At 63.5% G+C, this 25810-nt stretch carries 28 protein-coding genes and 2 riboswitches; of the genes, 12 read left to right on the forward strand and 16 right to left on the reverse strand.

Going from position 1 to position 25810, the window contains the following annotated elements; translation table 11 throughout:
* The first annotated feature begins 38 nt into the window (after window positions 1-38).
* A complete protein-coding gene (locus OEG81_RS07160; protein WP_264132032.1) occupies window positions 39-719 on the forward strand; it encodes a Crp/Fnr family transcriptional regulator in 681 nt (226 codons plus the stop codon).
* Here OEG81_RS07160 and OEG81_RS07165 read toward each other — a convergent pair.
* Both OEG81_RS07165 and OEG81_RS07170 read right to left on the reverse strand, forming a co-directional pair.
* On the reverse strand, window positions 710-2026 hold the full coding sequence (locus tag OEG81_RS07165) for a hypothetical protein (RefSeq protein WP_264132034.1): 1317 nt from the start codon (window positions 2024-2026) through the stop codon (window positions 710-712). The genes OEG81_RS07160 and OEG81_RS07165 overlap by 10 nt on opposite strands.
* Window positions 2026-2259, reverse strand: a complete 234-nt coding sequence (locus OEG81_RS07170; protein ID WP_264132035.1) for a DUF2249 domain-containing protein — start codon at window positions 2257-2259, stop codon at window positions 2026-2028. The genes OEG81_RS07165 and OEG81_RS07170 overlap by 1 nt, the downstream gene beginning before the upstream one ends.
* A 144-nt stretch (window positions 2260-2403) precedes the next feature.
* On the opposite strand from OEG81_RS07170, the gene OEG81_RS07175 reads away from it, so the two are divergent.
* The 6 genes from OEG81_RS07175 (at window position 2404) to OEG81_RS07200 (ending at window position 7258) form a co-directional block, all read left to right on the forward strand.
* Window positions 2404-3642, forward strand: a complete 1239-nt coding sequence (locus OEG81_RS07175) for an NAD(P)H-dependent flavin oxidoreductase (RefSeq protein WP_264132515.1) — start codon at window positions 2404-2406, stop codon at window positions 3640-3642.
* 19 nt (window positions 3643-3661) lie between these two features.
* Window positions 3662-4699, forward strand: a complete 1038-nt coding sequence (ubiU, locus tag OEG81_RS07180) for a ubiquinone anaerobic biosynthesis protein UbiU (protein WP_264132036.1) — start codon at window positions 3662-3664, stop codon at window positions 4697-4699.
* Window positions 4700-4757: 58 nt separating this feature from the next.
* A complete protein-coding gene (ubiV, locus tag OEG81_RS07185; RefSeq protein ID WP_264132037.1) occupies window positions 4758-5645 on the forward strand; it encodes a ubiquinone anaerobic biosynthesis protein UbiV in 888 nt (295 codons plus the stop codon).
* A gap of 15 nt (window positions 5646-5660) precedes the next feature.
* Window positions 5661-6278 (forward strand): PAQR family membrane homeostasis protein TrhA, encoded by a 618-nt coding sequence (trhA, locus tag OEG81_RS07190; RefSeq protein WP_264132038.1) that lies wholly within the window; start codon window positions 5661-5663, stop codon window positions 6276-6278.
* A gap of 22 nt (window positions 6279-6300) precedes the next feature.
* Window positions 6301-6783, forward strand: a complete 483-nt coding sequence (gene ubiT, locus OEG81_RS07195) for a ubiquinone anaerobic biosynthesis accessory factor UbiT (RefSeq protein WP_264132039.1) — start codon at window positions 6301-6303, stop codon at window positions 6781-6783.
* Between the two features lie 76 nt (window positions 6784-6859).
* Entirely contained in the window at window positions 6860-7258 is a 399-nt protein-coding gene (locus tag OEG81_RS07200) for a putative zinc-binding protein (RefSeq protein ID WP_264132040.1), read from the forward strand.
* 63 nt (window positions 7259-7321) lie between these two features.
* On the opposite strand, the gene OEG81_RS07205 is transcribed toward OEG81_RS07200, so the two are convergent.
* The 7 genes from OEG81_RS07205 to OEG81_RS07235 all read right to left on the reverse strand — a co-directional run bounded on the left by OEG81_RS07205 (window position 7322) and on the right by OEG81_RS07235 (window position 15779).
* A complete protein-coding gene (locus OEG81_RS07205) occupies window positions 7322-8041 on the reverse strand; it encodes an anaerobic ribonucleoside-triphosphate reductase activating protein (RefSeq protein WP_264132041.1) in 720 nt (239 codons plus the stop codon).
* Window positions 8042-8057: 16 nt separating this feature from the next.
* Window positions 8058-8252, reverse strand: a complete 195-nt coding sequence (gene nrdD, locus OEG81_RS07210) for an anaerobic ribonucleoside-triphosphate reductase (RefSeq protein WP_264132042.1) — start codon at window positions 8250-8252, stop codon at window positions 8058-8060.
* A 58-nt stretch (window positions 8253-8310) separates the two neighbouring features.
* Window positions 8311-10011: a ribonucleoside triphosphate reductase gene (locus tag OEG81_RS07215; protein WP_264132043.1), complete on the reverse strand. Its 1701-nt coding sequence runs from the start codon at window positions 10009-10011 to the stop codon at window positions 8311-8313.
* A gap of 225 nt (window positions 10012-10236) precedes the next feature.
* Complete coding sequence (locus OEG81_RS07220) at window positions 10237-10500, reverse strand: DUF2249 domain-containing protein (protein WP_264132044.1); 264 nt, start codon at window positions 10498-10500, stop codon at window positions 10237-10239.
* Between the two features lie 94 nt (window positions 10501-10594).
* Entirely contained in the window at window positions 10595-11743 is a 1149-nt protein-coding gene (locus tag OEG81_RS07225; RefSeq protein WP_264132045.1) for a YbfB/YjiJ family MFS transporter, read from the reverse strand.
* Window positions 11740-14082: an ATP-dependent DNA helicase gene (locus tag OEG81_RS07230; protein WP_264132047.1), complete on the reverse strand. Its 2343-nt coding sequence runs from the start codon at window positions 14080-14082 to the stop codon at window positions 11740-11742. Before OEG81_RS07230 ends, OEG81_RS07225 begins: the two co-directional genes overlap by 4 nt.
* Window positions 14079-15779, reverse strand: a complete 1701-nt coding sequence (locus tag OEG81_RS07235) for a VRR-NUC domain-containing protein (protein WP_264132048.1) — start codon at window positions 15777-15779, stop codon at window positions 14079-14081. Before OEG81_RS07235 ends, OEG81_RS07230 begins: the two co-directional genes overlap by 4 nt.
* A gap of 223 nt (window positions 15780-16002) precedes the next feature.
* Between OEG81_RS07235 and OEG81_RS07240 the strand changes: the two genes are divergently transcribed.
* The gene (locus OEG81_RS07240) at window positions 16003-16203 is read left to right on the forward strand and encodes a CsbD family protein (protein WP_264132050.1); all 201 of its coding nucleotides are present in this window, start codon (window positions 16003-16005) and stop codon (window positions 16201-16203) included.
* 59 nt (window positions 16204-16262) lie between these two features.
* Entirely contained in the window at window positions 16263-16427 is a 165-nt protein-coding gene (locus tag OEG81_RS07245) for a DUF1328 domain-containing protein (protein WP_264132051.1), read from the forward strand.
* 82 nt (window positions 16428-16509) lie between these two features.
* On the opposite strand, the gene OEG81_RS07250 is transcribed toward OEG81_RS07245, so the two are convergent.
* Together OEG81_RS07250 and OEG81_RS07255 are read right to left on the reverse strand one after the other, a co-directional pair.
* Window positions 16510-16812, reverse strand: a complete 303-nt coding sequence (locus OEG81_RS07250) for a HigA family addiction module antitoxin (protein ID WP_264132052.1) — start codon at window positions 16810-16812, stop codon at window positions 16510-16512.
* A 13-nt stretch (window positions 16813-16825) separates the two neighbouring features.
* Window positions 16826-17104, reverse strand: coding sequence for a type II toxin-antitoxin system RelE/ParE family toxin (locus OEG81_RS07255; protein WP_264132053.1), 279 nt, complete (start codon window positions 17102-17104; stop codon window positions 16826-16828).
* A gap of 171 nt (window positions 17105-17275) precedes the next feature.
* Between OEG81_RS07255 and OEG81_RS07260 the strand changes: the two genes are divergently transcribed.
* Complete coding sequence (locus tag OEG81_RS07260) at window positions 17276-17764, forward strand: flagellar protein FlhE (RefSeq protein WP_264132054.1); 489 nt, start codon at window positions 17276-17278, stop codon at window positions 17762-17764.
* A 152-nt stretch (window positions 17765-17916) separates the two neighbouring features.
* Here the strand turns inward: OEG81_RS07260 and OEG81_RS07265 are convergent, their stop codons facing one another.
* Window positions 17917-18624 carry a haloacid dehalogenase type II gene (locus tag OEG81_RS07265; RefSeq protein ID WP_264132518.1) on the reverse strand — a complete coding sequence of 236 codons (708 nt, stop codon included), beginning with the start codon at window positions 18622-18624 and terminating at the stop codon, window positions 17917-17919.
* A 67-nt stretch (window positions 18625-18691) separates the two neighbouring features.
* Window positions 18692-20134 (reverse strand): sodium:solute symporter family protein, encoded by a 1443-nt coding sequence (locus OEG81_RS07270; RefSeq protein ID WP_264132055.1) that lies wholly within the window; start codon window positions 20132-20134, stop codon window positions 18692-18694.
* A gap of 102 nt (window positions 20135-20236) precedes the next feature.
* A riboswitch (TPP riboswitch) is annotated at window positions 20237-20346 on the reverse strand.
* Between the two features lie 120 nt (window positions 20347-20466).
* Window positions 20467-20569, forward strand: a riboswitch (TPP riboswitch).
* Between the two features lie 51 nt (window positions 20570-20620).
* Here OEG81_RS07270 and OEG81_RS07275 point away from each other — a divergent pair.
* Both OEG81_RS07275 and OEG81_RS07280 read left to right on the forward strand, forming a co-directional pair.
* A complete protein-coding gene (locus OEG81_RS07275) occupies window positions 20621-21403 on the forward strand; it encodes a 3-oxoacyl-ACP reductase (RefSeq protein WP_264132056.1) in 783 nt (260 codons plus the stop codon).
* A 12-nt stretch (window positions 21404-21415) separates the two neighbouring features.
* The gene (locus OEG81_RS07280; RefSeq protein WP_264132058.1) at window positions 21416-22747 is read left to right on the forward strand and encodes an LLM class flavin-dependent oxidoreductase; all 1332 of its coding nucleotides are present in this window, start codon (window positions 21416-21418) and stop codon (window positions 22745-22747) included.
* A 54-nt stretch (window positions 22748-22801) separates the two neighbouring features.
* Here OEG81_RS07280 and OEG81_RS07285 read toward each other — a convergent pair whose 3' ends face one another.
* Genes OEG81_RS07285 through OEG81_RS07295 form a run of 3 tightly spaced genes read right to left on the reverse strand, consistent with a single transcriptional unit; the run spans window position 22802 to window position 25345 of the window.
* The gene (locus OEG81_RS07285; RefSeq protein ID WP_264132059.1) at window positions 22802-23602 is read right to left on the reverse strand and encodes a MetQ/NlpA family ABC transporter substrate-binding protein; all 801 of its coding nucleotides are present in this window, start codon (window positions 23600-23602) and stop codon (window positions 22802-22804) included.
* Window positions 23603-23652: 50 nt separating this feature from the next.
* The gene (locus OEG81_RS07290; protein ID WP_264132060.1) at window positions 23653-24306 is read right to left on the reverse strand and encodes a methionine ABC transporter permease; all 654 of its coding nucleotides are present in this window, start codon (window positions 24304-24306) and stop codon (window positions 23653-23655) included.
* Window positions 24287-25345 carry a methionine ABC transporter ATP-binding protein gene (locus OEG81_RS07295; protein WP_264132061.1) on the reverse strand — a complete coding sequence of 353 codons (1059 nt, stop codon included), beginning with the start codon at window positions 25343-25345 and terminating at the stop codon, window positions 24287-24289. The genes OEG81_RS07290 and OEG81_RS07295 overlap by 20 nt, the downstream gene beginning before the upstream one ends.
* Window positions 25346-25810: the final 465 nt, after the last annotated feature.

A 25810-nucleotide genomic window follows, 5' to 3' on the forward strand; every position in this document is an offset into this window, starting at 1 on the left:
GCGGCGCCACAACAATATCGATACGGGATTCTAGCAATATGACGAGCGGCAAGACGCGTACCCAGGATTTCCTGGCCAGGCTACCCCTGTTCAACGAGCTGAGCGCTCATGAACTCGACAACCTGGCTTCCGGCACGACCGAAGTCCAGGTCGCGCGGGGCGAAATGGTTTTTCACCGGGGCGAGCCTTGCGTGGGGCTGCACACCGTGGTCTACGGGCAGGTCAAGCTGATGTTCGTGTCGCCGGGCGGAAGCGAGAAGGTCGTTCGGCTGATCGGCCCCGGCGACAGCTTCGGCGAAGCGCTGATGTTCATGGAAAAGGCCTACATCGTGTCGGCCCAGGCCCTTGCCGACACCTTGCTGCTGCATGTCGGCAAGGCAGTCATCTTTCATGAACTGGGTCGGCATCCGGGTTTTGCGCGCAAGATGCTGGCGGGCCTGAGCCAGCGCCTGCATAGCCTGATGGGCGACGTCGAGGCCTATTCCCTGCGGTCAGGCACCCAGCGCGTCATCGGCTATCTGCTGAAGGACGAGCAATGCAAGGACGGCCATCACTTCCGCCTGGAAACCAGCAAGACGGTGATCGCTTCGCGGCTGAACCTCACGCCGGAGCATTTCTCGCGCATCTTGCACGACTTGTGCGCCCATGAGCTGATCCGGGTCAAGGGCCGCGAAGTCACCGTCCTGGACGTTGCCCGGCTGGGCTCCTATCAGGGCTGAGGCAGTTCAGCCAGCGCCAGTGCAATCTGTTTTCGGGCCCGCAGATAAAAGCCCAGGGCCCGGGCCATGTTGAACAGCAGCCAGGCCGCCGATACGGCCAGCGCCAGGCCGGCGGCATGCGAGAACAGGGCGGGCAGCAGGCTGGCCGATAGAAGCAGCAGCAGGGCGATCAGATGAGCCCAGTACTGCCGCGCGGCGATGGCATCGGGAATGAAATCCTTCACCTTGGGCACGACGCGCAGCGCGATGGCCAGGTCTTTCTGCGCGTGATACCAAAGCAGGAAGGGGATGATCTTGTACAGCATGCCGTTGACGGCGGACCAGCCGAAACCCACGATGAATAGCAGCCCGAGACTGACGGAAAAATCCTTCGCGCCCGCCGCCTGGGCCAGCCAGACCGGTCCGCAGGCGGCCAGGGACAGCATGGCGGTGTGCCAGAATAGAGTCGTGGCATCGGCCTTGGGCCTTTTGCGCGTCCAGAGCAGCCGCAAGGTGACGATGGCATAGGCGGTGTAGGCCGCCAGCATGGCGGCGCCTATGGCCAGGTCGATTTCCATGCGCATGGCCGGTGGCGCCAGGGTATTGGCCATATAGGCCGCGAGCAGCACGAAGATCACGGGCGCCAGCCAGCGCGTCAAGGGCTTGGGATAGATTTCAGTCACCTGGAAAATGGGAATGACCTGATAGGCCATGCCGATGATCAGCAGGCCCACCCAGCCCAGCAGTCCCCACGCTCCATGCGCATTGGTGAGTACCCGGGAAAACGGCAAAGGCCAGGCGAAGCCCGCGGCCAGCATGGCGCCCAGGGCCGCGGCGGCCAGCAGCGCCGCAAGCGCCAGCCGGGTGGTGGCGAGGATCTCGGTCGAACCCTTGGTGGCCAGCCTGCGGTATTTCCATAGACCGCCCGCACAGGCGGCCAGGAAGCAGCCCAGTGCGGCGCAGAGCAGGGTCAGCGCCAGCGCGAACATCCAGGGACGGAAGGAAAGAAAGGCGGCGGCCAGCGCCAGCGTGCCCAGGTTCAGCAAGGCATGCACGGCGATGGAGGTCGCCCTGGGCGCCAGTACGCTCACACCTGTCGCGACGGGCAGTATCTGCATCAAGGCGCCCGCCATGGCATTGGCCAGGACGCCCAGTGTGAACAGGTGCGTCAATGCCAAGGCATGCCCCGTCCAGCGCGATGACAGCGCGGACGGCCCGGACCAGAGCAGCAGTGCGGCGGCCAGCAGGACGAACAGCGGCGCGGTGAACAGGAAGCGCAAAGGGACGCCGGGCGCGGGGGACTGCTGAAATGACAGGGCGCGCTGCATCAGTCTTTATGCCAGATAAGGATTTCGTATCGATGACGATCGTCGATGCGGGTGGTGTAATCGTAACGGTTGTTGCGCAGGATGCCGTACAGCGGATGCGGCTCGCGGTCGATGAGCATGCGCAGCCGGGCGCCGGCCGCAAGAACGGACAAGGCGTCCAGCACGCGCTCCAGCGGCTCTGGGGGCTCCAGTCCGCAAACGTCCAGAACGATTTCTTCCTTGCTGTTTTCCATAAGCATCACCCTACACATATACAGGCCTGCCGGGCGGCATAACCTCATTGCGAACGCTGTATTTTTACATTCGGGTAAACGCCGGAACCTTGATATTTATTAAGGAAGCTGCTGGCTTTTGCCTACATAGTGGCATCTGCGTTCATACGCCGTTATTTTCAAGCAAGGACGATTATTGTGTTGCAGACCGCATTGGAACGACTCAAGTTGAAAGGCAAGGCGCTGTTGCCTATTGTGCAGGGAGGCATGGGGGTTGGCGTGTCGGCCCACAGGCTGGCGGGCACGGTCGCTTCGCTGGGCGCGATGGGCACGATTTCCAGCGTCGATCTGCGCCGCCATCATCCCGACCTCATGGTGCAGACGGGCCGTTCGCGCAACAAGGAGCTGATCGATTCGGCCAATCTCGTCGCGCTCGACCGCGAGGTCAAGGCCGCCCACAAAATGGCTGCGGGCAAGGGCCTGGTGGCGGTCAATGTCATGCGGGCCGTGTCCGAGTATACCTCGTACGTGCGCCAGGCCTGCGAAAGCGAGGCGGACGCCGTCGTGGTGGGCGCGGGCCTGCCCCTGGACCTGCCCGAATTGACCAGCGGCTTTTCCAAGGTGGCGATCATTCCCATCTTGTCGGACGTGCGCGGCATCGGGCTGATCCTGAAAAAATGGATGCGCAAGAACCGCCTGCCGGATGCCATCGTCATCGAGAACCCCAAGTACGCGGCGGGCCACCTTGGCGCGCCGACCGCCGACAGCCTGGACAATCCTAATTTCGCCTTTGCGAATGTGCTGGAAGGCACGCTGGAGCTCTTCAAGGAACTGGATATCGAAAAAGAGAACATTCCCCTGATCACCGGCGGCGGCATTCACAGCCACGAGCAGGTCGTCAAGCTGATGGGCATGGGGGCCAGCGCGGTTCAATGCGGTTCGCCTTTCGCTGTAACAGAGGAAGGCGACGCGCATCCCAACTTCAAGAAGGTTCTGGTCGAGGCCAAGCCCGAAGACATCGTGACCTTCATGAGCGTCGCCGGCCTGCCGGCCCGCGCGGTGCGCACGCCCTGGCTGGCCAATTACCTGGAAAAGGAAGAGAAGCTGCAACGCATCGCCAAGAAGCGCCCCTGCACGGTGGGCTTCGATTGCCTGGCCGCTTGCGGCCTGCGCGACGGCATCAGCAAGCACGGACAGTTCTGCATCGACACGCAGCTGGCGTTCGCGCTGGCCGGCGACATCAAGCGCGGCCTGTTTTTCCGGGGCTCGGAAAAGCTGCCATTCGGCAACGCCATACGTCCCGTGCGCGAGCTGCTCGACTATCTGCTCAATGGCATCCGCCCCGCGCTGAACGCGGTCGCGGCGCCCACCGTGCGGGCCGCCGACGCCTTGCTTCCCGCCTGAACCGTCCAGCAGGATTTTCATGACTTTCTCCACGCCCACGATGCCAGGGGCGGCGCCCGCCGTCGAACTGGTTTGTCCGGCCGGCAGCCTGCCGGCCCTGAAGGCCGCCGTCGACAACGGCGCCGACTGCGTCTACCTGGGGTTCCGCGATGCGACCAATGCGCGCAACTTCGCCGGCCTGAATTTCGATGAGGCCGCCATCGCCGAAGGCATACGCTATGCGCATGAAAAGGGACGCAAGGTATTCCTGGCCTTGAATACCTATGCGCAGCCGCGCGCCTGGCAAGAGTGGCGAGTCGCGGTGGACCGCGCGGCGGATTCGGGTGTCGACGCCATGATCGTCGCCGATCCCGGCCTGATGGCCTACGCCAGCCGCCGGCATCCGCAATTGCGCCTGCACCTGTCGGTGCAGGGATCGGCCACCAACTACGAGGCCATCAATTTCTATCGCGAGAACTTCGGGGTGGTGCGCGCCGTGCTGCCCCGCGTGCTGTCGCTGGCCCAGGTCGAGCAGGTCACGGAAAACACGCCGGTCGAGATCGAGGTATTCGGTTTCGGCAGCCTGTGCGTCATGGTGGAGGGCCGCTGCGCCCTGTCGTCCTATGTGACCGGCGAATCGCCCAACACGCACGGCGTGTGCTCCCCCGCCAAGTCGGTGCGCTGGCAGCAGACTCCCGACGGCCTGGAGTCGCGCCTGAACGGCGTGCTCATCGACCGCTATGCCGACGGCGAGAATGCCGGCTATCCCACCCTGTGCAAGGGCCGCTTCGACGTGGCCGAGGAAAACTACTACGCCATCGAGGAGCCCACCAGCCTGAATACGCTGGAGCTCCTGCCCAGGCTGATGCAGATGGGCGTCCGGGCCATCAAGATAGAAGGGCGGCAGCGCAGCCCGGCCTACGTCGCCCAGGTGACGCGCGTATGGCGCGACGCCATCGACCAATGCCTGGCCAGCCAGCAGCGCTATTCCGTCAAGCCGGCATGGATGGCCGAATTGAACAAGGTGGCCGAGGGACAGCAGCACACCCTGGGCGCCTATCACCGTCCATGGAAATGAATAGGCCGAAGGCTGGAGGGACGGCCGTGGTCAACCGCAACACCGAAGTGGCAATACTATGAAAATCGCGTTGGGTCCCATTCAATACTACTGGTCGCGCGTGACGACGATGCAGTTCTATGAGTCCGTGAGCGATGCGCCGGTGGACATCGTCTACCTGGGCGAAACGGTGTGTTCGCGCCGGCACGAACTGCGCCTTCCGGACTGGCTGGAGATCGCGCGGATGCTGGCCGACGCCGGCAAGGAAGTCGTGCTGTCCACGCAGGTGCTGCTGGAGTCCGGGCAAGACCTGGCCACCATGCGCAAGATTGCCGCCAACGGCGACTTCCAGGTCGAGGCCAACGACATGGGGGCGGTGCATTGCCTCGAGGGCAGGCCGTTCGTGGCCGGCCCCTACCTCAACGTCTACAGCCGGCCTACGCTGGAGATTCTTGCGGAACTGGGCGCGCGGCGATGGGTGATGCCGCTGGAAATGGGGCGCGAGGGACTGGAGCAGTTGCAGCAGGATAGGCCCGGCGGAATGCAAACCGAGGTATTCGCCTATGGGCGCATGCCGCTGGCGTTTTCGGCCCGTTGCTTTACGGCCCGGCACCGCAATATTCCCAAGGACAACTGCCAATACGTGTGCATGGATCACCCCGACGGCTTGTTGCTGCGGACTCGAGAAAGCCAGCCCTTCCTGGTGCTGAACGGCATACAGACGCAGTCGGCGCTCGTCTACAACCTGGTGAACGAGTTGACGGACATGCGCGGCCTGGGGGTCGACGTCTTGCGCATCAGCCCGCAATCGGAGCATACCGTGCGGATAGCGGAACTGTTCCGGAAGGTGGTGGACGGGGCGCTTGCGGGGCCGGAGGCATTCCAGGAAATGCTGCCCCTGATGCCCGCCGGGCCCTGTAATGGATACTGGCACGGCAGGCCGGGGCTGGAACAGCTCGTGGCATAAGGGCGGGATACCTTCATGCATTATGGCGAACGGTTCAACAGCATCAGCCACCTGGCCGGCGCCGGCCTGGCCGTTGTGGGCGGCGTGCTGCTGATCGTCATGGCGGCCCGGTTGGGCGACCCATGGAAGGTCGTCAGCTTCAGCATCTACGGGGCCATGCTGCTCTGCCTGTATCTGGCGTCCACCCTGTATCACAGCCTGCGCGGCCGCGCGAAGAGAATCTGGTGCAAGTTCGATCATTGCGCCATCTACCTGTTGATCGCGGGCAGCTATACCCCCTTCACGCTGGTCAGCTTGCGCGGAGCCTGGGGCTGGTCGCTGTTCGGCACGGTATGGGGCCTGGCGATCCTGGGCATCATCCAGGAAATATGGCTGGCCAAAGGGCTGCGCATACTGTCCCTGCTCATTTACGTGCTGATGGGCTGGCTGGCGGTCGTCGCCGCCGTGCCGCTCGTCGATGCGCTGGGCTGGGAAGGCTTCCTGTGGCTGGCGGCGGGCGGCCTGATCTATACCGTGGGCATCGCGTTCTACGCCACCGACGAGAAATGGCGCTACGGCCACGGCGTATGGCATCTGTTCGTACTGGGCGGCAGCGCCTGCCATTACTTCACTGTCGCGGCCTACGTGGCTTGACGCCCGGGACGCAGGGAAATTTATGACATCCGGCAATTATCTTCTTCCAGCCCCCTTGGGCAAAATTCTTTCGCGTTTGCCCGCCTATCCCGGCTCGCTGATCTTCGCCGCGGGGCTGAACCTGGCCCTGGCGCCGCACTTGCCGGCCGATACCTTGCGCATGCTGCAGGGCAGGGCCTTGCGCATACGGCCGCGCGATGCCGGCGTGGCTTTCGACTTCATGTGGACGGACGGCCGGTTCAAGGCCATCGCTCCGGTGGCCGCGCCGTCCCTGACGATTGCCGCGAACGTGCACGACTTCTATCTGCTGATGCAGCGCAAGGAAGATCCCGACACCTTGTTCTTCAGCCGCCGCCTGAGCATGGAGGGCGATACCGAACTGGGCCTGCTGGTGAAGAATACGCTGGACGCCCTGGATATGTCGGTATTCGCGCCCAGCCACATGGCGCCGGCGCGGCTCTTCGGCCGCGAGCGGGTCCGGCGGGGACCCGGAACAGCGGCCTGAAACCGGGTGGGGCCCGTCTTGGGCCTGCGGCCCCGCTCTTGCTGTCAACAGGCCCGGGCATGCGGAGGTGAAGAAAATGATTCATGACAGAAGGAAGCTGCCGCTGGTCTATTCCTGTTCGGGATGCTCCAGCGCAGCGCAACTGGCCAACCATGTGGCGGTGCAGCTGGATCGACGCGGCCTGGCCGAGATGTCATGCATCGCCGGTGTTGGCGGCGATGTGCCGTCGCTGCTGAAAACCGCGCATTCCGGGCGGCCCATGGTCGTGATCGATGGCTGCCCTCTGGAGTGCGCCAGGAAATCCCTGGAGCGACACGGCATCGTTCCCGATGAGCATGTGCAGCTGGGCCGGGAAGGCGTCAGAAAACGCTATCACGAGGACTTCGATCCGCAGCAGGCGGAACAGCTCATCCGCAAGGTGGCGGGCACCATCGAAGAGCGAGGCCTGTACTCCGACAAGCAGGCCCTGGCCTAGCGTAAAGCCGCATGGGCCGCGGCGACTGTCCGGCGGGAGCGCGACTGCGGCGCGATGCGCGCCTTAGCTTCGTCGCAGGATGAAAGCAGGAAACAGCGAAGCCACATCGTCCAGCAATTGGTCGCTGGGATAGCCCGGCTGCGCGGACGTGTTCAAGGCCGGATTGTCGCAGCCCTGGCTGCGGAAAACCTGCAGGGTGTAGTTGCGCACGCCCATGTCCGCCAATGCCCGCGCCATCTGTTTTACCTCGTGTTCAGGCAGCAGCGCCGGATGCAGCGTGCTGCGGCATTCGTACTCCACGCCGCTGGCCAGTACGGCGTGCAAGCTGGCCAGGGCGGGCGCGCCGCTGCCGGTCACTTGCGTGATGCGGGCATAGTCGGCAAAGCCGGCCTTGATGTCCAGCCCCACCCAGTCCAGCAGCGGCAAGATGTCGGCCAGACGCCGGGGATGGGTGCCGCCGCTGTGCAGGCCTATCTTGTAGCCCAGCGCACGCGCCTGGACTATGGCCTCGGGCAGGCCGGGGTCCATGGTGGGCTCGCCGCCGCTGAACACCACGGCATCGATCAGGCCCACGCGGCGGCGCAGCAGGGCAAGCACGTCCTCCCACGGCAAGGGGCTGTGCGCCGTGCGCTCCTGCAGATGCGGGTTGTGGCAGTAGCCGCAGCGCCAGGGGCAGCCCTGCACGAACACCACCGCCGCCAATTGACCGGGGTAGTCCGTAGCGGTGAACGGCGTCACGCCGCCCACCTTCAGGCTGTGGCGGCGCTCCGCCTGTTCAGGCACGGCAACGTCCGGCGGTTCAGGCCGCAAGCCGGGCCTCGCGTTCGCTGAAATACTTGCGCTCGTGGAACTCGCCCTTCTTGCCGATGTTGAACGACGACATGGGGCGGTGATAGCCCATGACGCGCGTCCAGATTTCGCAGGGCTGGCGTTCGTCGTCGGAAAGGGCCGGGGTGGCGGTCGATGCCATGGTGTGTTGTGCAAAGGATGTCATGCTGGTTTCTCCTGGAGTGGTGTTGAAAATGGATAATGGCTTCTCGATGCCGATAGCCTCAAGCGGCCTGGCGCAGCTTTCGCGCCAGGATTTCTTCGTCGCATTTGGGGCAGAATTCATGGCTGCCGCCCAGGTAGCCGTGAACCGGGCAAATGGAAAAGGTCGGCGTTACGGTGATGTAGGGCAGCTTGAAGCGTCCCAGAGCGCGCTGCACCAGGGCGCGGCAGGCGGCGGCGCTGGACAGCGGCTCGGTCATGTACAGATGCAGCACCGTGCCGCCGGTGTATTTGCGTTGCAGTTCGTCCTGGCGCTCCAGCGCCTCGAAAGGATCGTCGGTGCAGCCCACCGGCAGTTGCGACGAGTTGGTGTAGTAGGGCATGTCCGCCGTGCCCGCTTGCAGTATGCCGGGGCAGCGCTTGCGGTCTTCCTTGGCGAAGCGATAGGTGGTGCCTTCGGCGGGCGTCGCTTCCAGGTTGTACATGTGACCGGTCTCTTCCTGGAATTCCAGCATGCGTGCGCGCACGTGATCCAGCAGGCGCAGGGCGAAGGCATGGCCCCAGGGCGTCGTGATGTCGTGGCCGTCGTGAGTGAAGTTGCGGATCATTTCATTGATGCCGTTCACACCCAGCGTCGAGAAATGATTGCGCAGCGTGCCCAGGTAGCGCCGGGTATAGGGAAACAGGCCGTCGTCCATCAGGCGCTGGATGACCTGCCGCTTGATCTCCAGGCTGTCCTTGCCCAGTTCCAGTAGTTCGTCCAGCCGGCGCAGCAGCGCCGCCTCGTCGCCGGCATGCAGATAGCCCAGCCGTGCGCAGTTGATCGTGACCACGCCCAGCGAGCCGGTTTGCTCGGCTGATCCGAACAGGCCGTTGCCGCGCTTGAGCAGCTCGCGCAGATCCAATTGCAGGCGGCAGCACATGGACCGGATCATGTTGGGCTTGAGCTCGGAGTTGATGAAGTTCTGGAAATAAGGCAGCCCGTACTTGGCCGTCATCTCGAACAGCAGCTCCGCGTTCGGGCTGTGCCAGTCGAAATCGGCGGTGATGTTGTAGGTGGGAATCGGAAACGTGAACACGCGGCCCTTGGCGTCGCCGGCCATCATGATTTCGATGTAGGCGCGATTGATCATGTCCATTTCCGCTTGCAGCTCGCCATAGGTGAACGGCATTTCCTGGCCGCCGATCAGCGGCGTCTGTTCGCGCAGGTCCTCGGGGCAGATCCAGTCGAAGGTCAAATTGGTGAAGGGCGTCTGCGTCCCCCAGCGCGACGGCACGTTCAGGTTGTAGATGAGTTCCTGTACGTATTGCTTGACGTCGGCATAGCTCAAGGCGTCCTTGCGCACGAAGGGCGCCATATAGGTGTCGAAGGAGCTGAAGGCCTGGGCGCCGGCCCATTCGTTTTGCAGCGTACCCAGAAAATTCACGATCTGGCCGACCGCGCTGGACATATGCCTGGGCGGGCTGGATTCCACCTTGCCCGGTATGCCGTTCAGGCCTTCGTTCAGCAGGGTGCGCAGCGACCATCCGGCGCAATAGCCCGACAGCATGTCCAGGTCGTGGATGTGCAGGTCGGCATCGCGGTGGGCCTGGCCTACGGCGGGCGGGTAGACGTGGTCCAGCCAGTAGTTGGCAATGACCTTGCCCGATACGTTCAAGATCAGGCCGCCCAGCGAGTAGCCCTGGTTGGCATTGGCGTTTACGCGCCAGTCGACCCGCTCCAGGTATTCATTGATCGAGGACTCGACGTCGATATGCGTCATGCTGGCTCCGTTTCGCTATATATTGTGGTGAAACGAAGGATATTTACTATATATGGTGGTGGTCAAGCATTGGGGCGGATTATTTTGGAATAGCTTGATGCAGGTTAAATGGAAGGCGCCATGCCGGCGACAGCCGGCATGGCGCCCAAAAAATGCATGATCGATGCTTGCGGCTTCAAGGCTCGCTTATCGGTGCGAGCGGTCTCCGATGGCGTCGACGGGACACTATCCGAGTATCTGGAAATCGATCACGATTTCGCCCGGCTGGCGCGATACGTAATCGATCTTGATCTGATCGCCGAAGTGGCCTTGAAGCTGCTGTAGCAATGGCAGCGGATCGTGGTCATTGCAAAAGCGCATGGTTTCGCCAGGGTGGAGCGCGGACAGCGCGCCGAAGATGGCGGCATGGCGGAAGCGCTTGGCGACGCCGCGCGCGTCGAAGGGATGCACGCCTTCGGAAAACACAGGAATGGGGGAATCAATTGACACGATCAAGTCCTTGTAAAGAGTGGAGGTCGTGTTTTGATTATAGGTAGCCGTCGCGCCGATCCGGCTCAGAACCACATTGCCAATAAGGTTGAGTTCATTGGCTTCGCAGGGGTTTCTGGGTAAGCGCGATCGCTGCGCCCAGTATCAGCATGGCGGCGGAAACAGCCAGGCCGGTCGAGAGCGAACCGGAAAGATCGCTGATCCATCCGGCCGCCACCGGACCGACGGCCTGCCCGATGGCGAAGAGGCTGGTCGCCACCGCCAGCGAGCTTCCCCAGGCGGCCTTGGGCAGATTGGTCTTGACGAAGCCGGTGGCCGCCGACGGCACCATGAAGACGCTGGAGCCCACCAGCGCGGCGGATAGCCATGCGCCCGCGATGCTGGGCACAATCAAGGGCAGCGCCGCGCCGGCGGCCAGCACGATCATGGACGCGGCCATGGGCAGGCCGTCGCGCCGGCCATTGAAGACCCGCGCCCAGATCAGCGGCGCCAGCAGCGTCATGATGCCCAGCAGGCTCCACATGATCGAGGTGGCGGCGGCGATCGACAGTGCTTGTATGTGGCTTTGGCGCAGCCAGGCCACGATGAAGGTCATGTAGGCGATGTAGCCCAGGCCGAACAGGAAGTAGGCGGTGAATTCGGGCACGCAGGGACGCCAGGGCCAGGCGGCCGTGGCGCCGCTGGCGGAAGGTTCGGCAATGGTCCGCATGGCCGCCACGGCGGCCAGCGACAGGGGGATGCACACTCCGCCCGATCCTATCCATGCCCAGGGCCAGGCGGCCGGGCCGGCGTAATCGAACAGCCAGGGCAGCAGGGCGCCGGTGGCCAGCATGCCTATGCCCCCGCCGCTGAAGAAGATGACGATGGCACGGGTGCCCAGCACGCCGGACAGCACGCCTCCGCAGATGAAGGCGCCCGCCGCGCCGAAGCCCGCCAGGAAGCGATACAGGGTCAACAGCTGGAAGTCGTGCGTCAGGCCGTTGGCCAGCAGGGCCAGCGTGGTCAGCGCCAGGCCGGCGACGAACAGCCTGCGGTTGCCGATGCGTGCGACGAAATAGATGGTCAGCAGCGCGCCCAGCAGATACCCCAGTGCATTGGCGGTATTCAGCCAGCCGGCCTGGGCGTAGTTCAGCTCCAGGTCGGTTTTCATGGCCGGCAGGATCAGCGCATAGCCGAACCGCGCAAAGCCCACTGCCACGGCCGCGCCGCCTGAAAGCGCCCACGGTATCATTGCCGGTTTCATCGATGTTCGCCGCTGGGGCTTCCGTTGTCGTTGCCGTATTCTACCCGCCACCAGGCGGGGAGCAGCGCCCTTATCCGGGGTTGTCCGTAGCGGTCGTCGATGAGATGCACAACGCCCCGATCCTCGTGGCTGCGTATCACCCGTCCGGCGGCCTGTATGACTTTCTGGATGCCGGGGTACAGATAGGCATAGTCGTAGCCGCGCCGCGCGCCGAAGGCGCCGTCCATGCATTGTTTTATCTGCTCGTTCACGGAGTTGACCTGAGGCAGCCCCAGCGTCGAGATGAAGGCGCCGATCAGCCGGCTTCCGGGAAGGTCGATGCCTTCGGAGAACGCGCCGCCCAGAACGGCGAAGCCGATGCCCCGGCCATCCGGGGCGAAGCGCTCCAGGAAATGCTCCCTGCCGCGCTCGTCCATTCCGCGCGATTGCCGCCATACCGGAATGTCCGGGCAAAGCCGGACGAATGCGTCGGCCGCCTGCTGCATGTAATCGAAGCTGCTGAAGTAGCTCAGGTAATTGCCGGGCCGCTTCCGGTACTGGGTTTGCATGAGGCGGGCGATGGGGGCCAGGGATCGCGCCCGCTGCGCGTAGCGCGTGGATATGCCGGCGGCGACGCGGACCTCAAGCTGGTCCGGCCGGAACGGGGATTCCACGTCCACCCATGCGGTGTCTTCGGGCAGCCCCAGCGTATCCCGGTAGAAGGCCCAGGGACTCAGGGTGGCCGAGAACAGCGCCGTGGCGCGGCTGGCGGCATAGCGCTGTTCCAGGAAAGGCGCCGGGATCAGGTTGCGTATGCAGAACAGGGCATCTTGCCCCCCAAGGCCTTCAGCGGCGCCATCTCTTGCCTTGGCCTTGGGGCTGCCCGCCAGCGTGATGTCGAAGACGGAGTGGCTGCCAAACGATTCCGCCATCCGGAGAAAATGCAGGATGTCGAAATGCAATCCTTGCAGCGCGCCGTCGGCGTCTTCAGGGTGATCGGCAAAATGCTCCGTCAGCGCGCCGCTAGTCCGCAAGAGCGCCGCCAGGAATTTCGGCGGCAGGCCGGTGTAGGCCTGGTAGGCGGCTTCCTGATCGCGGAAGGTTTCGCTCCACTGCCTGAGCAGGCTGCCCAGGGCCTTCTTCAGGGCGGAAGGCGAGGCGCGCTGAACGTCGCGCAGCCGGGCTTGCGAGAGCTCGGCGCTGTACATGGCGCGGGCCCTTTCAAGCAGGTTGTGGGCTTCATCGGCCAGTACGCCGACCCGCCATTCGCGGGCCACGGTCAGGCCGTGCAGCAGGGCGGAGGTGTCGAAGTAGTAGTTGTAGTCGCCCACGATGACGTCGCTCCATTGCGCCAGGTCCATGCCCAGCCAGTAAGGGCAGATCTGGTGGCGCAAGGCTGTTTCCCTGAGCCGCACCTTGTCCATCCGGGCGGTGTCTAGGGCATCCCGGCGCGCGGCGGGCAGCTTGTCGTAGAAGGCCCTGGCCAGCGGACATGAGGCGCCATGGCAGGCTTTATCGGGATGCTCGCAGGCTTTTTCTTTGGCGGTCAGTTCCAGCACGCGCAGGAAGGGCCGGACCGCTGCCGGGCCTGAACCGGCCAAGGCGTCCAGTGCATCGAGGGCCAGTTGCCGGCCCGATGTCTTGGCCGTCAGGAAGAACACCTTGTCCAGTTTGTTGCGGGGACAGGCCTTGAGCATGGGAAAGAGCGCGCCCACCGTCTTGCCGATGCCGGTGGGCGCCTGGGCCAGCAGGCTGCGCTCCTGCAGCGCGGCCTTGTATATCGTGACGGCCAGCTGCCGCTGGCCAGGCCGGAAATCGGCGTAAGGAAAAGCCAGCGCCTCCAGGGCCTGGTCTCGATGGTTACGGTGCAGCAGCTCTTGTTCGGCCCAGTCCGCGAAGCTGTCGCATAACTGCCGGAAATGCGTTTCCAGCGCCGTGGCCTCGCAGGTTTCGACAAACAGTGTTTCGCTGCGCTTCGTAATATCGAAATACACCAGCGCAACGCGGATCGCGGGCAAGGCCAGCGCCCGGCATTGCAGATGCGCGTAGATCTTCGCCTGCGCCCAATGCAGTGCGCGATGATTGTCGGGCATGGCGTCCAGCGGGCCGCGATGCGTCTTGATTTCCTCGAGCTGATTGAGGACGGGATCGTAGCCGTCGGCCCGGCCGCGCACCAGCAGATTGCGGTATTCGCGGCTCAAGGTGATTTCGGCCAGATAGGATGAAGCCCGCCGCGCCCTCACCGCCGCGTGGCCTTCGATGCCTTCCAGGCCGGTCGGCGATGGCGTGAAGCGCAAGTCCAGGTCGCCGCGCTTGGCGGTGAACTCGCAGAGCTCTCGCACGGCGACGGCGTAGCTCATGCCGCGTCCCGGCGTACGTAGCAGACATCGACCGGCAGGCCGTGAGCGCCGCAGTAGTCCAGCCATCGCAACTGGTTGTCCTGCAAACGGTCGCCGGGGCCTTTGACTTCTATCATGCGATAGCGCCGTTCGTCGGGCCAGAACTGGATCAGGTCGGGCAGCCCCGAGCGGTTGGCGCGCACATCGGCCAGCAGGCGATGGAAAGCCGCTTTCAAATGCATGGCCGGCATGCAGTCCATCGCCAGGTCCAGCAAGGAGGCGCAGAGCACGTTCCAGGCCACAAAAGGCGATTGGATGCCGGCCTTGTCCGCGAAGTTGCGGCGTATGGTCTCGCGGTATCGCCCGGTATCCAGCTGCTCCAGGCAGGTGTCGAAATGCGCGCGGCGGCGTTCGTGAAATCCGTCCAGCATCAGGTCGGCCGGACCTTGCTGGAAGGGATGGAAGAAGGCGCCTGGCACGGCGGCGAAAACGGCATCCCAGCACAGCAGCCCGAACAGGGAATTGATCAGTGTGTTTTCCACATAGTAGACGGGGGCGTTGCTGGCGGCCAGGTGGTGGCGGACTTCCTCTTCCACCCGTATGGCCGGCCAGGGCGCGGGCAGTGCAAGGTCGATGCGGCGGATATTGTTTTTCTTGCGCACGGGCGCAGCGGCCTGGCCGCATTGCCGGCGCAGGCGCGGCAGCATGCGCAACAGCGCCTGTTGTTCGGCTTCTGTACCGGGCGCCTGCAGCGCCGCTGCGGCCAGGGTGAGCGCCGCATCGGCCTGGCCGCTCAGTTCCAGCACCCTGATGCGTCGGCTGCGCGCCTCGGCGTGGCTGCTGCGCGTGTAGCAGGCCAGCGCGCCGGCCCAGTCGCGCCGGCCTTCTTGGTGGCGGCCGATACGGTACAGCAGTTTTCCGCGCCGGCCTTCCAGCCAATGGTTGGCATAAGGTGCCGCCGGAACGGCATGAAAGATGTCGGCGGGATCGTCCGCGCCGGCAAGGGCTTCCAGGCGCTCCCTGCATTGATGCAGGTGCAGGTAGTCGTCGATCTCCTGGCGGCTCTGGAAGGCACGCGCCGAGTCGGGGAAGTCGACCCGTTCGTAGACGAACAGGCCGAGGTCGGACAGCACGAATTCGGTCCAGTCTTGCCTTAGATTGCCGAAGAACATCAGCCGCAGGCGATCGCACAAGGGCCGTATGTTTATCTTGTAAATCCGCTCGCCGAGCGGCTCGCCGTCTGGGTCGCCCGTCGCGGAGGCGACGGCCTCCCATTGTTCGAGCGTGAGCGCGTCCGGGTAATGGGGACGCAGGCATTCCAGCTGTTCAGGCTTGCCGGCGCGGCGGGCGCCCAGGTCGGCAAGCGCGTTGCCGAACAAAACCTCGAGTTGGGCTTTGGTGAACAAGCCGAACAGTTCATCCAGCGCAAGCCGCGGCGCCTCCTCTATCCAGCCATTGCGCACAAGCGCCTGCGCGGCCTGTTCGGTATTGCCGATTTCGCGGTAGCGCAGCTTGCCGGCCCGGAACAGACAGCCTTTGCGCATGGTCATGCGCACCAGCAAGCCGCGCGATGCCTGCGGAAGCGCCAGGAAATCGCGCATGAAACCTTGCTCGTCGGCCAGCATCAGGTCGTTGTAGCGCAAGGAGACCCAACGCAGGACGGTTTCGAAGTTGTCCAGGTAATACCAGGGGTTTTCCGGCGGTGAATCAGGGGGCATGGACGGGCGCGATGATGATATGGATACTGGATTTATATACAGTTTATCAGCTTCGCGCGCTCCCCGGTCCTGTTACAGCCCTGCCTTATTGTTAAGCGGATGTTGCGGCCGCCCGCAGGGTGCCCCGGGCGGGCCAACGCCCGGTTACATTTCGCCGTTGTTCGCTGTTGACCGGCTTTTGAAGAAGGGGCTAGGGTAGAGGCGACCATACAAGGAGAACTCGATGAATAAAGATACTCTGGAAGGCCAATGGAAACAGTTGTCGGGCAAGGCCAAGGCGGCCTGGGGCGACCTGACCGACGATGATTTGGCGAAAGTGAACGGAAATGCCGAGCAACTGGCGGGCTTGGTGCAAGAAAAATACGGACGCACGCGTGAAGAAGCGGAACGCGAAGTCAAGGAATTCTTCGATAAAAACCGCTGACGCGGCGTTATAGGGCATCCGAAGATCAACATCAAAAACAGCAAAAAGGGGAAGTCACCATGCTTTATTACGCCGTCGTATTTTTTGTGATCGCAATCATTGCAGCTGTTCTGGGTTTCGGCGGCATTGCCGCCGGTGCCGCGTCGATCGCGCAAATACTTTTCTTTATTTTTATCGTGCTGGCGGTGCTTGCGCTGCTCAATGGCTTGTTCCGCCGACGATAAGTCCAGTGCTGCCTGACCGCCAGGTCAGGTTGTTTGGCCCGCAGGCTTCACGGCTTGCGGGCCTTTTTTATGCCGATGCAGATCAGGCATGTTCCAGCGGCTGGATCTGTTTTGCGATCAGCTTGGCGACTTTCGCTTCCGTGTTCTTCAGGTCGTAGGTTTGCTGAAGGTTCAGCCACGAACTTGCATCTCCGCCGAAAAGTGCGGCTAGCCGCAGCGCGGTATCGGGCGTGATGCCTCGGCGCTCCCGAACTATTTCATTCATGCGAGTAGCGGGGACGTGCAGCATGGCGGACAAGGCGTTGACGCTCATGCCGAGCGGCGCTAGATATTCCTCTCGTAGAATTTCGCCCGGGTGAACCGGACGCATGCCATTCTTGGACATAATCAACTCCATTTCAGTGGTAATCGACGATCTCGACGCCATCAGGTCCTTCCATGGTCCAAACGAAGCAAATGCGCCATTGGTCGTTGATTCGGATGCTGTGTTGTCCGATCCGATTGCCTTTGAGCGCTTCCAGTCGATTGCCTGGCGGCGAACGCAGAAAAATAAGCGTGTTTGCGCTATCGAGCATTTGCAGCTTTCGTTCCGCGATACTTTTGATATTTGCTAACCGGGCCACATGCCGGCCTTCAAAAAGGGCTTGAGTGTCAGCGCATCGAAAACTTTTGATCATCTTGGAGAATTATATCGCTTAACGTTAAACGTTAAAGTTGACAAGGGCTGGTCCCAGCTTCAGGCATGCATTCTTTACTCGCGTCGGCCATTTTATTTGCCGGCGCACTTCGTCGGTGGATCAGGTATGCTTTTTGTCCATGGCATTTGATTTTTCCTGGATGCGTTTCCTATGATCCGACCGGCTCTTGATCCGCGCCGCTCTTTCCTGTTGCCGGCATTGACGACAATGGTGGCGCTTGGCTGCGCGCCCGCCGCCTGGGCGGGGGATTTTTCCTGGACGCGGGACGAGGTCAGTTCCGCCATCAATCATGCCGATAGCGATGTTGTCGTTGTCTATGAGGCGCCGGGCGGGTCCGCCAAGCGGGGAAGCCGGCAAGCAGGCGGGTTGCCGCGGGGGAAGGACCGCGCGGCAAGGCCTGGAATCACACGGGTCTATGCGGGCCGGTCTTATCACGGGGACGCCATCGTTCATACTTCATTGTGCTGGAACGGTACCCAGCGCTGTGTTCCCGTGACGGGAAGCAGCGTGACGACGTCCGCATTCAATGGGCTGGACCCGACCAGGCCCATCTACCTGGTGCACAAGGCAATGGGCAAGGGGCCTTTGCCCACGCCCATATACGTCAAGGGCACTGTGATCGTCTGGTTCGGTCCCTGAGTGCACGCAGGCGTCATTGGCATGACGTCCTGCTTGGCGCCTGGCCGTCGGTGGTGTGACCCGTCCAAAGCGGCGTTTGCCCACGTACTACGCTCCCCGGCCCAGCATCAAGGCATCGATGCATTGCCGGTATTTTCAGTCGCCTCCGGCCGTCAGCATCCAGCCCGCGAAGCCAAGTCATTGAAGTCGCTGGCGACGATGTTCCAATCGCCTGCGGGCGCCAGGTCCATGGTCTGCCCGGGGCCATGCTCGGTGGGCCGGGGAATGAACGCCGTGGCCAGGCCGCATTCGTGCGCGCCGGCCAGATCGTTGTTGTGCGCGGCGGCCATGCATACCTGGGCCGGTTCGAGCCCAAGGACTTCCGCCAGGCGGAGATACGCTTGCGGAGCCGGCTTGTAGGCTTGCGTTACTTCGGCGCCCAGTATGGCGTCCCAGGGGATGCCGGCGCGCTTGGCGATGCCGACCATCAGCGCGATATTGCCATTGGATGCCGGCGCAATAATGTACTTGGCCTTCAGCCGCGTCAGGCCGGCGACGACGTCAGGCCACGGATCCAGCCTGTGCCAGGCCATATTGAGCCAGGCCAGATCGGACTCCTGGATGGCCTTGATGTCGACGCGCATCTGCGCCAGGACATATTCCAGGTTCTCGCGATGGAGCACGTCCAGACGGACGTAGGGGCGGTCGCCCGCGCGGCAGGCCTGCATGGCGGGCTGGTAGCGGCTGCGCCAGGCGTCGGCGAATTCCAGCGGATCCAGCCCGGTCAGGCCATTGCGTTCAAAGAATATCGCCGCGTCCCGCGCAACGCCGGAACGCCAGTCCACGACCGTGCCGAAGACGTCGAAACAAAAGGCTTTTATCTGATCCACGCATTGGCTCCTTTATAGGGCGGGCCGCGTCCGGCCGCTCGACACGTTTTACCACGCATCAATCATCCAGGCTGCGTATGGCCTTGCCCAGGCGGCTGAAATCGAAGAGGGATGGGCCGGGCCTGAGCTTGAGCATGGCGAGGGAGACGATGGCCGGAACCAGTGCGGCCAGCAGAAAGGATTCCAGCAGATATTCCGGCTTGGCGCCGGGGGCGGGAAACAGCGATATCCCCGCCAGCAGGCCGCAGACGGTACTGACCATGGCTCCCCGACCCTGGTGGCGGCGGTTGAACAGGCCGAAAAATACCGGGAAGGCGGCCGCCGAGCAGAACAGATCGGCCAGCAGGAACAGGTAAAGCACGCTGTAGCCTTGCGCCGCCGCGACGACCACTGGAATGGCCAGCAGGAAGATCAGCCAGCGCGACAACCCCATCAGCGTGCTTTTCGGCACGCCGGGCGCCAGGCGGCGCACGTCCACCGCGATGATGCTCGATACCGCGCTGATGACCGTGTCGGCGGTGCTCATGACCAGGGCCAGGCCCAGGGGAATCAGGGCGATGGCGAACCAGAGCGGGATTGTGGGCATGACGACGCTGAACAGGGCAACGGAGCCGTCGCCCTGGTGTCCCAGTCCGACGAAGGCCAGGCCGAACAGGCCCATCACGAAAATCACCGGCGCGGCCAGCAGCCCGCCGGTCAGGAAGCCCCGGCGCATGCTGCGCGTGTCGCGCGCCGAATAGACGCGTTGCCAGTTGCCCTGGTGGAACAGGCCCGTCAACAGGATGGCGACGAAAAACGTCAATCCAGCCTTGACCCCCACGGGGTCGGTCAGATTGAGCAGTTGCGGGGCTTTTTCCTGGAGCCCCGCCATGACCGGCCCGATGCCGCCGCTCGCCTGCCAGCCCAGGACCACCAGCACCAGCAGCAGCGGGACGATGACGGCCATCTGAACCTTGTCGGTGAAGATGGAGGCCCGCAGGCCGCCGTACGAGGTATAGAGCAGGGTGGAGCCCATGACGATGGCGGCGGTCACCCACAGCGGTACGGGCGCCAGCAGGCCGACCAGCTTGCCGATGGCCGTGATTTCCGCCGTCAGGGCGATGAACATGTAGAACAGCATGATGAGCAGTGTCAGGCCATACATGGGCCTGCCATAGCGCAGGACGACGAATTCTGTGAGGGTGTGGCCTTGCGGAATGAGTTCGCGCATGCGCCGGCCCAGCGGGATCATCAGGAAGCGCGGGGAAAGCGCGCCTATGGCGTAGCCGACGACGGCGGCGAGCCCGCCCCAGGTGGCCGCTTGCGCGGGCGAGAACAGGATCCAGGCGCCCAGTGTGCTGGCCAGCAGCGTCATCATGGTGGCGATGGAGCTCTGGCTGTTGCGTGCGATCACATAATCTTCAAGGCTGCCGCGATCGCGCCGGGAGTACAACACGCCAAGAATGGCAAAGACGGCCGAGAAAAGCAGCAGCCACAATATCGTCGAGGTACTTGTCAGCATTTCCATCCCCATGAGCCCGGCGTGGCCGGACGAAACAAAATCGCCTGGCGCATTGCATTGCAAGGCCGCGCGTGATGATCGAAAAAAGGGAAGGACGGCAAGACATGAATTGATTTCCTTCCCTTCGCCGGCATTACCCGGATCAGGTTCAAAGGGTTACCGCGACCATACGCGGAATCTCAGCCCGTTATCGGACTCCCCTAGGAACAGGCGCAAAGCTTAGGGTGGCCGCGCATGTTTGTCAATGGCCGAGCATGCATGGCGGCGGGCTCGCGATCCGGTGGGGCTAGACCCGACGCTGTCCGGATGCGGTGTTTCTGTGCTAACGTTGCAGCCACGACACGGGGTGCTTGGGCCGCATAGGTTCAAGCTGAGATAAAACCCGTCGAACCTGCCCCAGTTAATACTGGCGAAGGGATGTCAGCCCCGTGCCAGCGGCGCCACGCCGCGCGACCATGCCTTTGCCGCTTTGAAGAAAGGTATGCCATGAGCAATCCCCGCGCAGCGCTTCCCATAGCCAATCAAATCGTCCTGGTCACCGGCGGCGGCCGGGGCCTGGGCCGCCATCTTGTGCAATCCTTCCTGCGCGAAGGGGCGCGGGTCGTCATCAATTACCTGAACAGCGCCGAGGCGGCCAACGCGCTGGCCGCGCAGACTTCCGATCGCGCGATGGCCGTGCAAGCCGACGTTTCCGACCCGGTGGCGGTCGGGGCGATGATGGCTGCCGCCCGCACACGTTTTGGCCATCCCGTCACTACCGTCGTGAACAACGCCTTGCCGGCGTTCTCGTTCAATGGCGATGCCCGGCCGCATGCCGATACGCTTGCCTGGGAGGACATGAGCCGGCAATTCCAGGGCATCGTCCGCGGCGCCCTGAATACCACGCAGGCCGCCTTGCCGGGCATGCGCGAGGCGGGGTTCGGCCGCGTCATCAACGTCGGCACCAACCTGTTCCAGAATCCGGTGGTTCCCTATCATGACTATACGGCGGCCAAGGCCGCCTTGCTCTCCCTGACGCGCACGCTGTCGCAGGACCTGGGGCCTCTGGGCATTACCGTCAATATGATCTCGGGCGGCTTGCTGCGCACCACCGACGCCTCGTCCGCCACGCCGGAGGCTGTCTTCGACCTGATCGCGTCCAGCACGCCGCTGCGGCGGGTAACGACGCCGGCCGAATTCGCCGACGCCGCCCTGTTCTTCGCTTCGCCCTGGTCCCGGTCCGTGACGGGCCAGAACCTGGTGGTCGACGGCGGCCTGGTCAAGAACTAGGACGGCGCCGCAATGAGCACAGGACAAGCACGCCGGGACGACTCCGGAAAGCGCACGCTGCACCTCAATCTGTTCATCTTCGCCTGCGGTCATCATCGGGCCGCGTGGAGGCATCCCGATTCCAGTGTCGAGCGGCTGGGCGACATCGCTTACTTCGAAGAGCTGGCCCGGACGGCGGAGCGCGGCAAGCTGGACGCCGTTTTCTTTGCGGACGGGCAATCGGCGGACAATGTCGCCGACGGTCCCCGCTGGTTTCTGGAGCCCCTGACCACCCTGGCGGCCATGAGCCGGGCCACCGAAAGGATAGGCCTGATCAGCACGGTTTCCAGCACCTTCTATACGCCCTTCCATGCGGCGCGGCTGGTCGCGTCGCTGGACCACATCTCGAAGGGACGAATCGGCTGGAACGTCGTGACGTCGATGTTCGATGCCGAGGCGCGCAACCATGGCTACGACGCCATGCCGGGTCATGACTGGCGCTACGCCAGGGCCGAGGAATTCATACGGACGGTGCTGGGGCTGTGGGACTCCTGGGGCGAGGACGCGCTGCTGCATGACCGCAAGGGCGCCTACGCCGACCCGGCGGCGATACATTCCATCCATCACAAGGGCGAGCATTTCCGCGTGGACGGGCCGCTGACCGTGCCGCGTCCGCCGCAGGGTCATCCCGTCCTGTTCCAGGCGGGCGCGTCGGACCAGGGCAGGGATCTTGCAGCGCGGCGCGCCGAGGCCATCTATGCCGTGGCCTACGACCTGCCCGCGGCTCAGGAATATTATCGGGACATCAAGCGGCGCGTGCGCGAGGCGGGCCGCGGCGATCCCGTGCCCATCATGCCGGGCCTGGTGGCCTATGTGGGATCGACCGATCAGGAAGCCCGAGCCAAGCAGCGGGAGCTGGACGAGCTGCTGCCCAGCGCCGACGCGCTCAGGCAATTGGGCATGTATGTGGGCCGGGATTGCACGGCCTGGGAGCTGGACGCGCCCGTGCCGGCCTTGCCGCCGCTGGAGCAGTTTTCAGGCCCCAAGGGGCGTTATGCCACGATACTGCGCATCATCGAAACGGAGCAGCCGACGGTGCGCCAGCTATTGGGGCGGCTGGCCGCCGGTGGGGGGCATTGCACCATGGTGGGCACGCCCGAGCGCATCGCCGACGAGATGGAGCGCTGGCTCATGAACGAAGGCGCCGACGGGTTCAACCTGATGCCGCCCTCATTGCCCGGCGGCATCGACGACTTCGTGGACCACGTCGTCCCCGTCCTGCAGCGGCGCGGCCTGTTTCGCAGGAATTACGAATCAAGCACCTTGCGCGGCCATCTGGGCCTGCCCCGACCGGCCGTGCCCTGATCGCAGGGACCGGGCGCGCGCCTTGCTCCGGACGGGGCCGGCTCTGCGCCTTGCCTACCAGGAAGCGATCACCGAATTCTTGAAGGTATCGGTCACGAACTTCTTGGTTTCGGGCGAGTGGTAGGCTTTCACCAGCTTGGCCACCCAGGCCTGGTCCTTGTCTTCGCTGCGGACGGCGATGATGTTGGCATAAGGGCCTTTGGCGTCTTCGATGGCGATGGCGTCGGTCACCGGGTTCAGGCCGGCCGAGGCGGCATAGTTGCCATTGACCGCCGCGGCGTCCAGGTCGGACAGCGAGCGGGGCAGTTGGGCGGCATCCAGTTCCACGATGTTCAGTTTCTTCGGGTTCTCGACGATGTCCAGCGGAGTCGCCTTCAGGCCCGCATCGGCCTTGAGCTTCAGGATGCCTTGCGATTGCAGCACCAGCAGGGCGCGGCCGCCATTGGTCGGATCGTTCGGTATGCCGACGCGGGCGCCGTCCTTCAGCTCGTCCAGGCTCTTGACCTTCTTGGAATAGATGCCCATGGGAAAGGTAATGGTGTAGCCGACGCTGGCCAGCTTGTAGCCGCGGTCCTTGATCTGCGCATCCAGGTAGGGCAGGTGCTGGTAGCTGTTGCCGTCCAGGTCGTCGGCGGCCAGGGCCGCGTTGGGCTGCACGTAATCGCTGAATTCCACGACCTCGATCTTCAGCCCGTCCTTGGCGGCGATGTCCTTGACGAACTCCAGGATCTGGGCGTGCGGGCCGGCGGTGACGCCGATCTTGTAGGTCTTGTCCTGTGCTAGGGCGGGCGACCCGGCCAGGCCGGCCGCCAGGCCCAGGCCGGCGACGAGTTGCAATAGTTGACGACGCTTCATTCTTCTTCCTTTGAAAAAATACCCACGGGTATGTGCAGGCCGGCTCGCGGCTAGCGGTGACTTAAACGACGCACCAGGGCATCGCCCAGGGTTTGCATCAGTTGAACAAAAACAATCAGGATCAGGACGACCAGCGCCATGACTTCGGGCAGGAAGCGCTGGTAGCCGTAGCGGATTCCCAGGTCGCCCAGGCCGCCGCCGCCCACCGCTCCGGCCATGGCCGAATAGCCGACCAGGCTGACCAGGGTGATGGTCAGGCCGGCCACGATGCCCGGGAAGGCTTCCGGCACCAGGACCTTGTAGACGATCTGCCAGGTGGTCGCGCCCATGGCCTGCGCCGCCTCGACCAGCCCGCGATCGACTTCGCGCAGGGCGGTTTCGACCAGCCGCGCCACGAAGGGGGCGGCCGCGATCGTCAGCGGAACGATGGCGGCCGCCGTGCCTATGGATGTGCCGACGATGAGCCGCGTGAACGGAATGATGGCCACCAGCAGGATGATGAAGGGCGTGGAACGCACGGCATTGACCACGATGCCCAGGCCGCGGTTCAGGCTGAGCACCGGAAGCACTCCCTTGCGGTCGGTCAGGTGCAGCAGGATGCCCATGGGCACGCCCACCAGCGAGCCCACGAGGCCGGAGATGCCCACCATCACCAGCGTTTCGACGAACGACTTGATAAACAGGTCAATCAGCTGCGATGACATGATTCATTTCCTCTACCGTTACCCCGCGCGAGCGCATATAGGCTTTCGCCTGTTCCATTTTTTCTTCATCGCCCCTGGCCAGTATGGCCAGCGAGCCGAAGGCCTGCTCCTGGATTTCATCGATCTGGCCGTGCAGTATGTTGAAGTCCAGCCCGAAGCGGCGCACCACCTCGGACAGCAGCGGCTCTTCCACGCCCGTGCCGGTGAATGCCAGGCGCAGAAGGTGGTCCCGGCCTTCGCCCTCGCGCGTCTGCGCAAGTCGTGCGCGCACCCGCTGGAGCACGCCCTTGGGCAACTCCTGTGAAATCACGTCGCCTATCATGGCTCGCGTCACCGGATGCCGCGGCGCCCGGAACACGTCGATCACGGCTCCGTGCTCGATGACTTCACCGGCCTCCATGACCGCCATGCGGTCGCAGATCAGCTTGATCACCTCCATCTGGTGCGTGATCAGGACGATGGTCAGGCCCAGTTCCCGGTTGATCTTCCTCAGGAGTTCCAGGATGGACTTGGTGGTTTCCGGGTCCAGCGCGGAGGTGGCCTCGTCGGAAAGCAGGACCTTGGGATTGTTGGCCAGGGCGCGGGCGATGCCCACGCGCTGCTTTTGCCCGCCGCTGATCTGCGCCGGATAGCGGTCGGCCAGCGCCGTCAGGTCGACCAGCTCCAGCAGTTGCCGGACTTTGCGGTCTATCTCCGCTTTGCCGACGCCCGCCAGTTCCAGGGGCAGGGCGATGTTGCCGTAGACGGTCCTGGACGAGAGCAGGTTGAAATGCTGGAAGATCATGCCGATATGGCGGCGCGCTTCGCGCAAGCTGGCCGCGTTCAGCGAGGTCATGTCCTGGCCGTCCAGAACGATGCGGCCGCTGGTCGGGCGGTTCAGCAGGTTCAGCGTGCGGACCAGTGTGCTCTTGCCGGCGCCGCTGCGTCCGATGATGCCGAAGACTTCTCCCTTTCGTATTGAAATACTGACATTGCGTATCGCATCGACCGGGCCGGAAGGGCCGTCGAAACGCTGGGAAACTGCATGTATCTCTATCATGGAAATGAACAAAAAAGCAGCAGATCGGAAGTCGAACAACCGATCTGCTGCCGTAGATTTGGAGGGTTCAAGCAATTTTACGCGGCCACCCACATATGGGTGAAGTAATTTTTATGCTGTTTTATATTACCGTAAGAAATAAGTGGAGTGCCTCCTGGGCGGTATGATTTCCAGACCATGGCGGGGCCGGGCTACAGGCTCGTGCAGCGAGGGATGAACAGCCATCAAAAAAGTTCTAGCGTCAAGTCCTTCGTGCAAATCACGCAGGGCTTGAAACCGTATATGGGAAAGTAGGTTAGCTCTTTTTCAGGCCACTTCGCAGAAGTGTTGCCTCGTGGGCTAGGAGCCACATAGGAGCGTCGGGGGAAAAAGCCGCATCGCACTGTGTCGTGCTGGATTGCCGAGGAACGGCGGGTTTGTCGTTTCATCGTAGCCCAAGAAGCTTGGCGGCATCCAGCCAAAATG

Origin of the sequence: Pollutimonas sp. M17 (assembly GCF_025836975.1) — a bacterium.
In the GTDB taxonomy this organism is placed as follows: Bacteria; Pseudomonadota; Gammaproteobacteria; order Burkholderiales; family Burkholderiaceae_B.